This is a genomic window from Achromobacter sp. 01N37 (genome assembly GCF_056399725.1).
Map to the genome: position 1 here is coordinate 792,150 of NZ_JBFTRX010000005.1, position 13,674 is coordinate 805,823.

15 protein-coding genes are annotated in these 13,674 nt (G+C 63.0%); 7 read left to right on the top strand and 8 right to left on the bottom strand.

All coding sequences use genetic code 11. The features are described from left to right. Positions 1-10: 10 nt before the first annotated feature. Positions 11-589, bottom strand: coding sequence for a phasin family protein (locus AC1DSJ_RS15140; protein WP_054424530.1), 579 nt, complete (start codon positions 587-589; stop codon positions 11-13). Positions 590-971: 382 nt separating this feature from the next. Between AC1DSJ_RS15140 and AC1DSJ_RS15145 the strand changes: the two genes are divergently transcribed. Continuing rightward, positions 972-1,949, top strand: coding sequence for a tripartite tricarboxylate transporter substrate binding protein BugD (locus AC1DSJ_RS15145; protein ID WP_054424531.1), 978 nt, complete (start codon positions 972-974; stop codon positions 1,947-1,949). A 71-nt stretch (positions 1,950-2,020) separates the two neighbouring features. Here AC1DSJ_RS15145 and AC1DSJ_RS15150 read toward each other — a convergent pair whose 3' ends face one another. The 3 genes from AC1DSJ_RS15150 to AC1DSJ_RS15160 form a co-directional block, all read right to left on the bottom strand. Next, positions 2,021-2,884 carry an IclR family transcriptional regulator gene (locus AC1DSJ_RS15150; protein WP_054424533.1) on the bottom strand — a complete coding sequence of 288 codons (864 nt, stop codon included), beginning with the start codon at positions 2,882-2,884 and terminating at the stop codon, positions 2,021-2,023. Between the two features lie 157 nt (positions 2,885-3,041). Continuing rightward, the gene (locus tag AC1DSJ_RS15155) at positions 3,042-3,857 is read right to left on the bottom strand and encodes a competence/damage-inducible protein A (RefSeq protein WP_054424535.1); all 816 of its coding nucleotides are present in this window, start codon (positions 3,855-3,857) and stop codon (positions 3,042-3,044) included. A 34-nt stretch (positions 3,858-3,891) separates the two neighbouring features. Further along, a complete protein-coding gene (locus AC1DSJ_RS15160; protein WP_054424537.1) occupies positions 3,892-4,701 on the bottom strand; it encodes an EI24 domain-containing protein in 810 nt (269 codons plus the stop codon). Between the two features lie 63 nt (positions 4,702-4,764). On the opposite strand from AC1DSJ_RS15160, the gene AC1DSJ_RS15165 reads away from it, so the two are divergent. Beyond that, on the top strand, positions 4,765-5,148 hold the full coding sequence (locus AC1DSJ_RS15165; protein WP_054424539.1) for a thioredoxin family protein: 384 nt from the start codon (positions 4,765-4,767) through the stop codon (positions 5,146-5,148). A gap of 109 nt (positions 5,149-5,257) precedes the next feature. Here AC1DSJ_RS15165 and AC1DSJ_RS15170 read toward each other — a convergent pair whose 3' ends face one another. The 3 genes from AC1DSJ_RS15170 to AC1DSJ_RS15180 all read right to left on the bottom strand — a co-directional run bounded on the left by AC1DSJ_RS15170 (position 5,258) and on the right by AC1DSJ_RS15180 (position 8,112). Beyond that, on the bottom strand, positions 5,258-6,751 hold the full coding sequence (locus tag AC1DSJ_RS15170) for a DEAD/DEAH box helicase (protein WP_156336652.1): 1,494 nt from the start codon (positions 6,749-6,751) through the stop codon (positions 5,258-5,260). Between the two features lie 324 nt (positions 6,752-7,075). Next, positions 7,076-7,411 (bottom strand): AzlD domain-containing protein, encoded by a 336-nt coding sequence (locus tag AC1DSJ_RS15175; protein WP_054424541.1) that lies wholly within the window; start codon positions 7,409-7,411, stop codon positions 7,076-7,078. Next, complete coding sequence (locus AC1DSJ_RS15180; RefSeq protein ID WP_476760341.1) at positions 7,408-8,112, bottom strand: AzlC family ABC transporter permease; 705 nt, start codon at positions 8,110-8,112, stop codon at positions 7,408-7,410. Before AC1DSJ_RS15180 ends, AC1DSJ_RS15175 begins: the two co-directional genes overlap by 4 nt. A 275-nt stretch (positions 8,113-8,387) precedes the next feature. On the opposite strand from AC1DSJ_RS15180, the gene AC1DSJ_RS15185 reads away from it, so the two are divergent. The 4 genes from AC1DSJ_RS15185 (at position 8,388) to AC1DSJ_RS15200 (ending at position 11,194) form a co-directional block, all read left to right on the top strand. Next, positions 8,388-9,308: a branched-chain amino acid transaminase gene (locus tag AC1DSJ_RS15185; RefSeq protein WP_175170817.1), complete on the top strand. Its 921-nt coding sequence runs from the start codon at positions 8,388-8,390 to the stop codon at positions 9,306-9,308. 89 nt (positions 9,309-9,397) lie between these two features. Further along, positions 9,398-9,616 (top strand): zinc-finger domain-containing protein, encoded by a 219-nt coding sequence (locus AC1DSJ_RS15190; RefSeq protein ID WP_054424547.1) that lies wholly within the window; start codon positions 9,398-9,400, stop codon positions 9,614-9,616. Between the two features lie 37 nt (positions 9,617-9,653). Further along, positions 9,654-10,076: a YybH family protein gene (locus AC1DSJ_RS15195; RefSeq protein ID WP_054424548.1), complete on the top strand. Its 423-nt coding sequence runs from the start codon at positions 9,654-9,656 to the stop codon at positions 10,074-10,076. Between the two features lie 17 nt (positions 10,077-10,093). After that, positions 10,094-11,194, top strand: coding sequence for a YheT family hydrolase (locus AC1DSJ_RS15200; RefSeq protein ID WP_054424549.1), 1,101 nt, complete (start codon positions 10,094-10,096; stop codon positions 11,192-11,194). Positions 11,195-11,239: 45 nt separating this feature from the next. On the opposite strand, the gene AC1DSJ_RS15205 is transcribed toward AC1DSJ_RS15200, so the two are convergent. After that, complete coding sequence (locus AC1DSJ_RS15205; protein ID WP_441370554.1) at positions 11,240-12,763, bottom strand: M48 family metalloprotease; 1,524 nt, start codon at positions 12,761-12,763, stop codon at positions 11,240-11,242. A 57-nt stretch (positions 12,764-12,820) separates the two neighbouring features. Between AC1DSJ_RS15205 and galU the strand changes: the two genes are divergently transcribed. After that, a complete protein-coding gene (galU, locus tag AC1DSJ_RS15210; protein WP_346552185.1) occupies positions 12,821-13,672 on the top strand; it encodes a UTP--glucose-1-phosphate uridylyltransferase GalU in 852 nt (283 codons plus the stop codon). Positions 13,673-13,674: the final 2 nt, after the last annotated feature.

Below are 13,674 nucleotides of genomic sequence, written 5' to 3' on the forward strand. Positions count from 1 at the left end.
CGCCAAAAACTTAGGCGGTGCGACGGCTACGGCTGGCAACCTTGGTGGCGGCATCGGCAGCATCCGTTGCAGCCTTGAAGGTCGCGTTGGCGGCGGCATTCAGGTTCGACTCGGCCACTTCAGCAGCCTGCTTGGCGGCCTTGGTCACGGAATCGTAGGCGCTGTTGGCGGTGGCCAACGAGGACTTGATCAGGGCAACGGCGCTTTCGGAACCGGCCGGCGCGTTCTTGGAGAACTGGTCGACGGCTTCGCTCAGCTGTTGCTGGCTTTCGGCGATCTGTTCTTCGGTCAGCTTGACCAGGTTGCCTTGCACGCCGGCAACGATGTCATACACGTGCTTGGTGTAAGCCATGGCCTTTTCGGCGCCCGGTTGCAGCAGGCCCGATGCGAACGCAGCGGCTTCTTGCGGATCTTTCACTTCAGAGGCTTGCTGCGAGCGCTGGGCGACTTCGTCCAGCGTGGCGCGCACGACCTTCATATTCAGTTCAACCAGCTTTTCAAAGCCAGCGAAAACAGCGGATTGGGCGGCCACGAAAGTGTTGATGCTGGCCTTCTGGCGGTCCAGAACTTGTTGCGGAATTGCGCTCATAGAATGCTCCTTTAGGGGTAGCCGGAAGCTTCCGGCAAGTCAGGATGGTTGTCTGCGACGAAAAATAAAAACGTGCGCGGAAACTGGTACTACAAGCTACCGCCGGCCCGTTTGATGCACTGCACAATTCACATTCTAGACTGGCAGATTTTCTTGTCAAGCAGTTTTTGTGCAACGCAACAAGTATTTGCACTTTAACGGTGCAGGCCCCTGCACGCCTTTGATCCAGAACAAGAATTTCCCATGATTCGGGAAATACCGGACATGACGGCGTATCAATTCTTTTCTACACTGCTTTCACGCTGATGACAGATAAAACAAACCATAAGTCAGCGGCATAAAACTAAATCGCAGCAAGCAAAACCCTGCAATTGGAGACTTCATGACCCTCATCCCCCGCACGCTTTCGGCCCTGCTCGCGGCCAGCGCCATGCTCGCCACTGGCGCCGCCCAAGCGGAATATCCGGAACGCCCCATCAATATGGTGGTGCCATTCGCCGCAGGCGGTCCGACCGACAACGTCGCCCGCTCGCTGGCGGAAGCCATGCGGCCGAGCTTGGGCCAGACGGTTGTGGTGGAAAACAAGGGCGGTGCCGGCGGCACCATCGGCACGACGCAAGTCGCCCGCGCCCAGCCGGACGGCTATTCCATCCTGTTGATGCACGCCGGCTTCTCCACTGCGCCGTCGTTGTACAAGAATCCCGGCTACGACCCTTACAAGAGCTTCGAGCCCATCGGCCTGGTGGTCGACGTGCCCATGACCATCATCGCGCGCTCGGACTTCCCGCCCAACAACATCAAGGAACTGGCCGAATACGTCAAGGCGAACAAGGACAAGGTCTCGCTGGCCAATGCCGGCATCGGCGCCGCCAGCCATCTGTGCGGCACCATGCTCGTGGAAGCGCTGGGCGTGCAATTGCTGACCATCCCGTACAAGGGCACCGCCCCCGCCATGAACGATCTGCTGGGCAAGCAGGTCGACCTGATGTGCGACCAAACCACCAACACCACGCAGCAGATCGACAGCGGCAAGGTCAAGGCCTACGCCGTGACCAGCCTGCAACGCGTCCCCACGCTGCCCAAGCTGCCGACGATGGACGAGTCCGGCTACAAGGGCTTCGAAGTGGGGATCTGGCACGGAATGTGGGTGCCGAAGGGTACGCCCAAGCCGGTCGTGGACAAGCTGGTCAAGAGCCTGCAAGCCGGCCTGGCCGACCCCAAGTTCCAGGAACGCATGAAGCAGCTGGGCGCCACCGTGCTGACCAATGAAGCCAACCCGCAAGGGCTGGAAGCCAAGGTGAAGCAGCAAGTGCCACAGTGGGCCGAGCTCTTCAAGAAGGCAGGTGTCGAACAGCAATAATGCGGTTCGGATAAAGCGCTGTCTGCCTACGAAAAAAGCCCCTTGCGGGGCTTTTTTTGCGCCTGCACGCGCTAGGGACGCAAGGCTTCCGCCGCCATGCCTAACCCATTGAAACCAGTGGAGACCGAGGGTTCGTAACCCAATGCTTCGGAAATGCTGGCGGCGGTATCCACCAGCGCCTTGATCCAGTCATCCTGCAAGCGTTCTGCTGGCGCCGAGATCGACAGACCCGCCACCAGCTTGCCGGTGTCGTCAAAAATGCCGGCCGCAATGCATCGCACGCCCAGCTCAAGTTCTTCGTTGTCGCGCGCATAGCCATGGCGGCGCACCAGCGCCAGCTCGCGTTCCAGGCGGTCCAGATCCGTCAGGCTGTTGCGGGTGTGGCCCGCCAGGCCGGTGCGCAACGCATAGGCGCGAACCTGGCGCGCGTCGCCGGTGGACAGGAACAGCTTGCCGGTGGACGTCAAATGCAACGGCGCCCGTCCGCCAATGGCGCGCACCACCTGCATCCCCGAGCGTTCGCTCCAGGCGCGGTCGATGTAGACGATTTCGTCACCTTGCTGCACCGACAGGTTGATCGTTTGCCCGGTCAGCTTGTGCAGCGAACGCATGGCCGAAATGGCCGCTTCGCGCACGTTCAGCCGCCCCTTTACCAACGACCCCAGCTCCAGCAAGCGCATGCCCAGCTGATACAGGCCGTTGTCGACGCGCTCGACATACCGGCCTACGACCAGATCGTTAAGAATGCGGTGGGCGGTGGAAGCGTGCAGGCCCGTGGTCGCGGACAATTCCTTGAGCGTGACAGGGTCCTGCTGCGCAGCCAGGGCATCAAGCAGGCGCATGGCGCGCTCGATGACCTGAATGGCGATGGGATGACCGGACGCGCCTTCGGTCTCGGCGTCCAGGGGATTGCGGGGTGTCGAAAGACGGGGCATAGGGGGAGGTTGGGCTCGCGCCGCGCCGCCGAAAAAAAACCGGCCTTGCGGCAACGCAGCAAACAGTTCTTTCCCGTATTGTGAAATTTACCGCGCCATTTGGCAATGGGTTTTTCATCTATAAACGGGGCCGCCCCCCGTTTATAGAGGGTCAATCTCAGGCCGCGGCTGGGGGCGCGAGCTTTCCGCCCAGACGCAGCACTTCCGCACGCAAGAACTCCAGCGCCTCGGCGGCAGCGGCCGGTTCGCCCTTGACGCCCAGCTCAATATGCGGGGTGCCGCCCGCTTCACCAACGCTGGGCAAGCTGAAGGCGCGCACGTCAGGCCAGCGGGTTTCGACACTGATCATCGCGGGCGTGATGCGCGATTCCGGCATGCTGAACACCAGGAAAGAATGCTCGACATGGGCTCGCACATGCTGCAGTGCACGATAGCGGGTGTCGAGCGTCCATTCCAACATTGGCCACGCCATGACGGGAAAGCCCGGCACGAAGGTGTGGTCCTGGATGAAGAAGCCGGGAATGCGGTTGTACGGGTTCGGCACGATTTCGCAGCCCTGCGGGAACATGCCCATCTGCAAGCGCTGCTGGTTTTCCGGCGCGCTCATGTCGGCGGTTCCCTGCCCTTTGGCGGCCATTTCGGACGTGCGCAGCGCAATCGCCGCTTCGGCTTCCGGATGCAAGGCCAGCGGCAAACCCAGCGCGGCCGCGGCGGCCTGGCGGGTATGGTCGTCCGGGGTGCCACCAATGCCGCCGCAAGAGAACACAACGTCGCCCTTGGCGAAGCTGCGCTGGTAGGCGGCCACCAGCGTGTCGCGTTCGTCGGGCAGGAATTCGGCCCAGCTCAGATGCATGCCGCGCGCGCTCAGCAGCTCGACGACTTTGGAAAAATGCTTGTCCTGACGGCGGCCCGACAGGATTTCATCCCCGACGATGATGAGGCCAATGCGACGGGCGGCGGATTCAGCGGCCATGTCCAGTTCCAGAGGGTAAGAGGGAAGACGCCGGTCAGACGTCGATAACGCGGTCCTGGCGCAAGCGCTTGAGCGCTTCCAGTCCGTAATGCGCGTAGACCAGCGCGGAAAACACCGGCAGGATAATCCACGCGGGCGGCAACAAATTCAATAGCGAACAGATCAGGCCGATGGTCCAGAAGCCGCCGTTGTTGCGTTCCAGGATCAGCTTGCGTTCGGCCGGGCTGGCGTGTTCGACGATGGCGTCCACGCGCATCATGCGCGAGAACGCAAACGCCCACCAGAAGATCGACAGCACAATCGCCATGGGCGGCACCAGCCACAGCGGCAGCGTCAGCAGCCAGCCGGCCGCAAAGGCGGCCGATACCCAGACCGCATTCCATACGCTGACCGCCGTCGAGTATTTTCCTTTGCGGCCCACGCTGGCGTATTCGCGTTGCCCCACATGGCGCAGCACCAGCGGCATCACGAAGACCGCGGCAATCGCCAACCCCAGCACGCCGGATACCGGCAGCAAAATGGCACAGGCAAGAAGGGGAATCAGATAGACCTTGAGCGAAAACAGCCCCATGGCCAGCATCCAGTCTTCTGCGCGATTCAGCATGTCGACGCGCGAAATCTGGGCGCCCAGCCATTCAACCAGCGGCGTCCAGAAAAAATACAAAAGCAGCAGCGCGCCCACCAGCGCAATCAGAAAAGGCAGCAGCACCGCGAACAACATCGTCGGGTGGCATTGGGACACCAGCGCGCGCTTGAATGCCTGGCCCACGCTGACGGCGCCGGCCCCGGCGGTGGAAAAACGGCCGTTGTCGGGCGAGGCGGAATCAGTGCGCAAGGCGGTCATGGGAACGGAAAAATGGGGTGGACATCCCGGGTATGATAGTCAAACACGCCCTGATCTGCTCACATGTCTCTACTCGTACCCGGCACTGACCTGGCCGCCCTGCGCACACGGCTGGGCGCAACCCCCAACACCTGGCTCGTCGCCTGTTTCTGCGCCGCATGGTGCGACACCTGCGAGCAATACAAGCCCAAACTGCAAGCGCTGGCAGATACGTTGCCGCAACACGTCTTCGCATGGATCGACATCGAAGACCACGCCGAACTGCTGGGTGATGAGGATGTTGAAAACTTCCCCACCCTGCTCGTGCAGATCGGGTCGCGCGTGGTGTTCTACGGGCCCATGCTGCCGCACATCGGCCATCTGGAAAGACTGCTGGACAGCGTGAACGAGAACAGCCCGGCCATCGCCACCGAACTGCCGGATCTGCCGAAGCTGCTGGCCGCCTGAGCGCACGCCGCTGCGTGAGGCCGCGTCGCCTTCAAGCAACAACCTTCAAGCAATAAAAAACCCGCAAGGCCATTTGGCGTTGCGGGTTTTTACATGCCTGACAAAGCAATCAGGGCTTGCGCGAACCGCCCAACAGCACGGCCACCTGGCGCTTGGGCGCCGACGAAGAATTGCCGTCGTTCTTGGGCGCCTGATCTTCCGCCTGCGTACTGGCCGACGAGGACGGCTCGTAAGGCTTCAGGAAGAAATCATCCACGGGCTGGCGCGGGCCGCTGGACGTGTAGCCCGAACGGCGATCCGACGAGCGGCCGCCACGATCACCACGATCGCCACGGCTTTCACGGCCGCCATCGCGGCCTTCGCGCGACGACGAACTGGGGCGCTCTTCGCTGCGGCGATGGCTGCGCGCCACGGCGTCGGCGGGCAAGTCCAGCGTGCCGCGTGGCACTTCGCGCTTGATCAGCTTTTCAATGTCGAGCAGGAAGCGCTCTTCGTCGGGCGTGAACAGCGCAATGGCTTCGCCCGACGCGCCCGCACGGCCGGTACGGCCAATACGGTGCACGTAATCTTCAGCGTTGTACGGCAGGTCATAGTTGATGACGCAAGGCACGCCGGCCACGTCCAGGCCGCGCGCGGCGACGTCGGTAGCAACCAGCACTTCCAGGTCGCCGGCCTTGAAGGCTTCCAGCGCCTTCATGCGGTCAGCCTGCGTCTTGTCGCCGTGGATCGATTCGGCTTTGACGCCGTCGCGTTCCAAATCACGCGCCAGACGCGCCGTGCCAATCTTCGTGTTCGAAAACACGATGACCTGCTTCAAGCCGCGCGACTTCACCAGATGCACGACGGCGGCGCGCTTGGCGTCGCTCGACATCTTGTAGGCGATTTGAGTAATGTTCGTGGCGGTGGCGTTGCGCGCCGCGACTTCAATCTCGACGGGCTGGTTCAGATACGAACGGCCGAGCTTGCGGATCTCGTTGCTGAACGTGGCCGAAAACAGCAGGCCCTGACGCTGCGCGGGCAGCAGGCGGATGATGCGTTCCAGATCCGGCAGGAAACCCATGTCGAGCATGCGGTCCGCTTCGTCCAGCACCAGAATGCCAACCTGGCTCAGGTTCACGTTCTTTTGTTCAACGTGGTCCAGCAAGCGGCCGGGGGTGGCGACCAGCACTTCGCAACCGCGGCGCAGCGCTTCTTTTTGCGGGCCGATATCCACGCCGCCAAACACCACCGCAGAACGCAGCGGCGTTTGCTTGCTGTAGCGCTTGACGCTTTCGAACACCTGATCGGCCAGTTCACGCGTGGGCGTGAGGATCAGTGCGCGCACCGGATGGCGGGCGGGCGATGCGCTGGTGTTGGCCAGCGGCATCAGGCGATGCAGGATCGGCACCGTGAACGCGGCAGTCTTGCCGGTACCCGTCTGAGCGGCGCCCATGACGTCGCGCCCTTCCACCACAACAGGAATGGCTTGCGCCTGAATGGGGGTTGGCGTGGTGTAGCCGGTTTCAACGATGGACTGCAACAACAGAGGGTGCAGTCCGAAATCGGCAAACGTCGGCGCGGGCGCGTCGGCGGCAGGTGCTACGGATTGAATGGATTCAGTCATCAGGGTTTGGCAGATACCGGGACCAGTGAAAAAGAACAAAACGAGAGTGCTACATGCACTGCACTACATACGCATCGGGGCAATCTGAATGCGCGTGATCGCATCGCGATGGCACGCAAATCGCCGCGAAGCGCAATCGGCTTCGCGGGCAATCGGCGCCCTGCCTTGTTGGCCAGCGGGCGCATTCTTCGACTCGATACTTATGAGGGCAGTACCAGGCCCGGATTGCTGTGGATAACTTAATTTTAGCGCAGGCGCATTACCACACGCGCAAACGGCGCATGTGTCCATCAGATGGACGATATATGGCCGATACGGCGGGTGTCAGCCTGCCAGCCAGCGCAAGCCCCACAACACCAACATGCCAACGATGATCACCAGCACGGCGCTGCGAGTACGCAGAAAAACCAGAATAGCGATCAAACCCGCGACCAGCTTGTAGTCGAACACCGGGCCCAGGCCCGCTTTCCACGGTAACAGGTCAGGCACGACGATGGCGGTCAGTGCGGCTGCCGGCGCGTAGCGCAACGCGCGCCGCACGCCGTCCGGCAGGGGAATATAGTCGCCAAACAGCATGAAGCCCGCGCGCGTCAGCACGCTGCAAAAGGCCAGCAGCAGGATCGCACAATAGACGTAGATCTCGGAAGGCCAGAGGGTCATGGACGCGCCTTGAAGAATCGTTCAGCCCACATGCCGGCCACCACGCCGGCAATGACGGCCGCGGCCAGACCCAGCCGCAGGGGCAGCACCTGCCCGGTCCAGGCGACCACGCCGGCAGCCAGCATCGACACCAACATGGGCTTCGAGCTGGCCAGCGGCACCGTAATCGCCAACAGGGCCAGCACGGCGGCAAAGTCCAGCGACCAGTTGGTGGGCACCATGGCGCCCAAATAGATGCCGACAATCGACGACGTTTGYCACACCAGCCAGCCCGGCCCGATAGTGCCCAGGAAAAACCACAGCTGCTCGCGCGTGCCGCGCTCGGCTGAATCGCCAAAACGCGGCATGAACAGCACGAAGCCCATGTCGGTTGTGAAATAGCCCAGCCCCAGCCGCTTGGGCCAGGACAGATGCCGGAAATAGGGATGTAGCGCCGCGCCGAAGATGATGAAGCGCAGGTTCACCACGCAGCCCGCGGCAAAGATGAGCCACAGCGGCGCGCCCGTAGCGATCAGCGGCAACGAGGTGAGTTGCGCCGAACCGGCGTAGAGCAGCAGCGTCATGGCCAGCGCCATGGATTCGGTCAGACCGGATTTGACCATGGCCACGCCCGTCACCAGGCCCCAGGTCGCGGTGGCGATCAAGGCGGGCACGATGGCGTGGACACCGGCGCGAAACGCATTCAGGCGTTCCTGGCGGATGGCGTCGGCGCGCTGGCCGGGGTCTTCGGAGCCGGGGTCGTTGGAGCCAGGGCCTTCGGATTCAGGAAGCGCGGATTCAGAGGACAACGGCTGACCCCTGGCGATGCGGACAGGACGACATGGGAACTCTTACGGGTTGCGCGGGCCGAATGGCACCACGTGCACCACGCCGGTGCGCGGACAGGCAGTTATTGTAACCTCGCCGCTTGATACAATATGCGCCTCAAGATTCTTGGGCCGCTTGAAGATCCGGCGCGCTCTGTGTGGAGAAGACCATGTCGATGGCTGATCGCGACGGTTTCATCTGGTATGACGGCAAGCTCGTTCCGTGGCGCGACGCGACCACGCACGTCCTGACGCATTCCCTGCACTATGGCCTGTCCGTCTTTGAAGGCGTGCGCGCCTACAAGTCCGAGATCGGCACCGCCATCTTCCGTCTGGAAGACCACACAAACCGCCTCTTCAATTCCGCGCACATCTACCAGATTCCAATGCCCTTTGATCGCGACACGATCAATGAAGCGCAGCGGATGGTTGTGCGCGAAAACCAGCTGGAATCCGGCTACCTGCGCCCCTTGGTGTTCTACGGCCCGGAAAAAATGGGCGTGTCGCCTAAGGGCGCCCGTGTTCATGTGGCGATCGCCGCGTGGCCCTGGGGCGCGTATCTGGGCGAAGACGCGCTGTCGCAAGGTATCCGCGTCAAGGTCTCTTCGTTTGCGCGCCAGCACGTGAACGTCACGATGCCGCGCGCGAAAGTGGCCACCACCTACGCCAACTCCATCCTGGCCAACACCGAAGCCCTGCAAGACGGCTACGACGAAGCCCTGCTGCTGGACACCGAAGGCTTTGTGGCCGAAGGGTCTGGCGAAAATCTTTTCATCGTCAAGGACGGCGTGCTCTGCGAACCCGAAATCGCGTCCGCCCTGACTGGCATCACCCGCTCAACCATCCATGCGCTGGCCGCCGACTTCGGCTTGCGCGTGGTCACCAAACGACTGACGCGCGACGACGTCTACATCGCCGACGAGGCCTTCTTCACCGGTACGGCCGCGGAAGTCACGCCGATTCGCGAGGTCGACAACCGCCAGATCGGCGCCGGCCAGCGCGGACCCGTTACCGAGAAGTTGCAGAAAGCATTTTTTGACATGGTGAATGGCCGCATCCCGAAGTACCATCACTGGCTAAGTAAAGTCTGAAGTTTGACGCTGATCCGTGCGGCCTTGTCCCGACAAGCCGCAACATTGCCCCAACCTGCCGTTTATCGGTTCTTTTTTCAGGAATATCCATGACCGCTGCTGCCCCGGCCGCCGTCCCCCACGCTCACGAAGTCATTGAGGTCGGCGCTGAAGACCTGCCCGTGTTCTGCCCCGGCCCGAAGGCGCCGCTGTGGAGCATGCACCCCCGCGTCTTCCTGGATGTGGCCCGTTCCGGCTCCGCCAGCTGCGCCTACTGTGGCGCCGAGTACCGCCTGAAGGCCGGTACCGTGCTGCACGGCCACCACTAAACGCCCGCCGCACAACGCCTACCCGTCAGCCGCAGCCATGTTTGCCACGCCCGAAGAAGCCGAACACGCGTTCTACGAAGCCCTGGAACAGGGGGACAGTGTCCGTCTGATGCAGGTGTGGGCGGACGACGAAGAAGTCGTCTGCATCCACCCTGGCGGCCTGCGCATCGTCGGCCACTCGGCGGTGCACGAATCCTGGCAACAGGTGCTGGCCAATGGCCCGCTGCACGTCCGCCCGCTGCGCCCGCTGGTCATGCTCAGCATGATGTGCGCGGTGCACGTGCTGGTCGAACAGGTGGCCGTGCGGACACGGGAGGGCACGCAGTTCGCAAACTGCTACGCAACGAACATCTACCACAAGGGCCCCATCGGCTGGCGCATGGTCATGCACCATTCGTCGCCGGCGCCCACGGAAGCCGGGGTGCTCGATTTGCACGACGTACCCGACATGCTGCATTGAATCGGGTGGATTTTTAGTTGGCCGCTGCTCGTCTAGACACATCCCCCTGCCCCGTTCCCTCCTGGTTGCCAGGGGGCGACTCCCAAACCATTTACGCATCCGTGTTTGCGCAATACCACCGGATCGCCTTCGTGCGAGACCGCGTGGAAACGCCAGATACCGATTTCGTGGATTTTGATTGGACGGGCCCAGGACTCTTTCCGCACAAGGCCGCCGACGGCGCGCCCGTCAGCGGACAGGGTCCTGTGGCCAACGGCAAGACCGCCGCGGCGCGGTGGATGACGGACGCCGACTGGAAGTCGCTGCCGCAAACGCCCGACACGCCGGCGCTGATTCTCTTCCACGGCCTGGAAGGCGGCAGCAATAGCCGCTATGCCCAATCCGTTGCGCATTACTTCCGCGCACGGGGTTGGATCGTCGTCATCGCGCACTTCCGGGGTTGCTCGGGCGTGCCGAACCGGCTGGCGCGCGCCTATTACTCGGGCGACTCCGCCGAGGTCGGCTTCCTGCTGGAAACGGTGCGCAGCCGCATCCCGCATGCGCGCTGGCATGCGGTGGGCGTATCGCTGGGCGGCAATGCATTGTTGAAGTACCTGGGTGAACACCAGGAAGACACCGGCTGGCTGACCGGCGCCGCGGGCGTTTCCGTGCCGCTGGACCTGGTCGCCTGCGGCAAGACATTGTCTACCGGGGTGTTCAACCGGCGCGTCTACAGCGCCCATTTCCTGAAGACGCTCAAGCACAAGGTGCTGGAAAAGGCGCACCGCTTTCCCGGCTCCATCGACGTGATGCGTATCGCGCACGCGCATGATCTGCGCGAATTCGACGACACCTACACCGCGCCGATGCACGGTTTCCGCAATGCGCTGGATTACTGGACGCGCGCGTCCAGCAAGCCCTGGCTGCCGAAAATTTCCGTGCCCACGCTGGTGCTCAACGCCCGCAATGACCCCTTCATTCCGGCGGCCTCATTGCCCAAGCCCGACGAATGCGCGCCGGTCATTCTGCTGCACCAGCCCACTGACGGCGGGCACGCCGGTTTTCCCACCGGCGCGTTCCCTGCGCATCTGAACTGGCTGCCGCAACGTTTGGGGCGTTTCTTCGAAACGGGCTTGTAAGCCGCGACCCGGCCCGGGGTGATCCCGGGGCCGGGTCCAACGACATCAACCCGACTTGAAGCGTTCCAGCAGTTGCCGTTCTTCGGCCAGCTTGTCTTTCACTTCCTTGATCTGCACGTCGATCTGCGATTGCTCGTAGAAATCGGTCGACAGGCCACGTGCCTGTTGCAGCTGAGATTCCGCAGCAGCAAAGGCGCCGGTCATGACGTAATAGCGCGCCAGATCGCGGCGCGCCTGCACGGGCTTGCCGTTGCGCTCTTCGCTTTGCGCCAGCATCTGGTACAGGCTGGGCTCGTCGCTGCCCCATTGTTTGATCTTCGCGCGCAGGTAGTCTTGCGCATCGGCATGACGGCCGTTGCTTTGCAGCGCCTGGGCATAGGCGATGCCCAATGCCCGCTGCTCGGGCCAGCGCTTGGTCGCCGCCTGGGCCAGCTCCAGCGCACGCGGATATTCCTTGCGCGCCAACGCGATATCCACACTCAGCTTGGCCAGTTGCGCCGAATTGCGCCCCCCCGCCGTGGCCAGGTTCCAGTAGCGGTCGGCTTCGGCCAGGTTGTTGCGCTGGAAGGCCTGCAAGGCCAGCCCGTAATAGGCGGCCGACTGACGCACGCCAGACAGCGCCTGCGCCTCGTCCTGCAATTGCTGGCCGGCCGAACGCAGGCTGACGGCATCTCGCCCCTGCACCACGCGCATCTTGGCGCGCACGTACCAGAAATCATCGCTGTCCACGTGACGTGACGCGGGAAGCGACCGCACACGGTTCTGGACGTCGGACATACGTTCTATGGACAACGGGTGCGTGCTGGCCCATGAACCGCCGCCCGCCCCTTCGTTCAGGCGCGATGCGTTCATCAGCCGCGAGAACATCTGCGACATGCCCTCGGCGTCGTAGCCCGCTTTAGTCAGCATCTGGAAGCCCGCGCGGTCAGCTTCGCGTTCAGCATCCCGCGAAAAGCCCAGTTGACGGTTGATGGCCGCGGCCTGCCCGAATGCCGCCACGCCCATTGCCAGGTTGCCGCCACCGCCAGCCAAAGCCGCCAGCAGCGCGCCGGCCAAGCTGGCCAGCATCACCATGCTGTTCTGGCTTTGCTGCGTCATGCCACGCGCAATATGGCGCTGCACGACGTGGCCGATTTCGTGCGCCAGCACGGCGGCCAGTTCCGACTCACTGCCCGAAGACACGATCAGCCCCGTGTTCACGCCAATAAAGCCGCCGGGCATGGCGAACGCGTTGATCTCGGGGTCGCGCACGCCGAACATTTCCACATCCGGCACGGCGCCAGGCGCAAAGGCCGCCAGCTTGCGGCCCATCGTGGTCAGGTATTGGCTGAGTTCAGGGTCATCGACATAGGTAGGGTCGCGCCGGCCTTGCGACATGATGGCTTCGCCCAGGCTGCGTTCCAGCATGGGGGACAGCTCGGCGGCCGAGGCCGCGCCCATCGAGGGCAAGCCGACCGGCTGCGCCCAGGCGGCGGCCGGAATGGTGGGGGCGACGAGGGCGGCGCTGAGCCCGATGATCGCGCCTCGTTTCGCAATCGAGCAAATGGATGGCATTTTCCTGCGGTTCATAAGCCTATGATAGCGATGAGCTTAAAATGTTTCACCGATACCCCAAACGAGGTCTCAATGCGTCCCGTCCGTAAAGCCGTTTTCCCTGTCGCCGGCATGGGCACCCGCTTCCTGCCCGCCACCAAGGCGATGCCCAAGGAAATGCTGCCCGTGGTCGACAAGCCGTTGATTCAATATGCCGTTGAAGAGGCCGTGGCCGCTGGCATCACCGACCTTATTTTTGTGACCGGCCGCAACAAGCGCGCCATCGAAGACCACTTCGATTCCGCCCCTGAGCTTGAAACCGACTTGGAAATCAAAGGCAAGCACGAGCTGCTGGCCATGGTGCGGGGCATTCTACCTGCGCATGTGAATTGCCTCTACATCCGGCAATCGGCCCCGCTGGGTCTGGGCCACGCCGTGCTGTCGGCCGCGCCCGCCGTGGGCGACGAGCCCTTTGCCGTGCTGCTGGCCGATGACCTGATCGACGCCGACACCCCCGCCATGAAACAGCTGGTGGACATTGCCGTTGCGCAGAACGCCAGCGTGCTGGGCGTGCAGGACGTGCCGCGCGCCGACACGCGCAAATACGGCATCGTGGCCACCCGCGAGGGCGAAGCCCAGCTGGATGCACGCACCGAACGCGTCACGCATATCGTTGAAAAACCGGAACCGGACGCCGCGCCGTCAACGCTGGCCGTTGTGGGCCGTTACGTGCTGGAAGCCGCCATCTTCGACCACCTGCGGTCCACCAAGATGGGCGCGGGCAACGAAATCCAGCTGACTGACGGCATTGCCTCGCTGATGCGCGAACGCGCCGTGTTTGCGCACCGCTTTGAGGGTGTTCGATACGACTGCGGCAATAAGGCCGGCATGTTCCAGGCCACCGTGGCGCTCGGCAAGAAATACCACGGCCTGCTGCCGGAATAATC

Coding starts and splice junctions, on each gene's coding strand:
- AC1DSJ_RS15205 (WP_441370554.1), bottom strand. CDS start 12,763: ATGAACCGCAGGAAAATGCCATCCATTTGCTCGATTGCGAAACGAGGC.
- AC1DSJ_RS15195 (WP_054424548.1), top strand. CDS start 9,654: ATGTTTGCCACGCCCGAAGAAGCCGAACACGCGTTCTACGAAGCCCTG.
- galU (WP_346552185.1), top strand. CDS start 12,821: ATGCGTCCCGTCCGTAAAGCCGTTTTCCCTGTCGCCGGCATGGGCACC.
- AC1DSJ_RS15165 (WP_054424539.1), top strand. CDS start 4,765: ATGTCTCTACTCGTACCCGGCACTGACCTGGCCGCCCTGCGCACACGG.
- AC1DSJ_RS15170 (WP_156336652.1), bottom strand. CDS start 6,751: ATGACTGAATCCATTCAATCCGTAGCACCTGCCGCCGACGCGCCCGCG.
- AC1DSJ_RS15145 (WP_054424531.1), top strand. CDS start 972: ATGACCCTCATCCCCCGCACGCTTTCGGCCCTGCTCGCGGCCAGCGCC.
- AC1DSJ_RS15185 (WP_175170817.1), top strand. CDS start 8,388: ATGTCGATGGCTGATCGCGACGGTTTCATCTGGTATGACGGCAAGCTC.
- AC1DSJ_RS15160 (WP_054424537.1), bottom strand. CDS start 4,701: ATGACCGCCTTGCGCACTGATTCCGCCTCGCCCGACAACGGCCGTTTT.
- AC1DSJ_RS15155 (WP_054424535.1), bottom strand. CDS start 3,857: ATGGCCGCTGAATCCGCCGCCCGTCGCATTGGCCTCATCATCGTCGGG.
- AC1DSJ_RS15190 (WP_054424547.1), top strand. CDS start 9,398: ATGACCGCTGCTGCCCCGGCCGCCGTCCCCCACGCTCACGAAGTCATT.
- AC1DSJ_RS15150 (WP_054424533.1), bottom strand. CDS start 2,884: ATGCCCCGTCTTTCGACACCCCGCAATCCCCTGGACGCCGAGACCGAA.
- AC1DSJ_RS15140 (WP_054424530.1), bottom strand. CDS start 589: ATGAGCGCAATTCCGCAACAAGTTCTGGACCGCCAGAAGGCCAGCATC.
- AC1DSJ_RS15175 (WP_054424541.1), bottom strand. CDS start 7,411: ATGACCCTCTGGCCTTCCGAGATCTACGTCTATTGTGCGATCCTGCTG.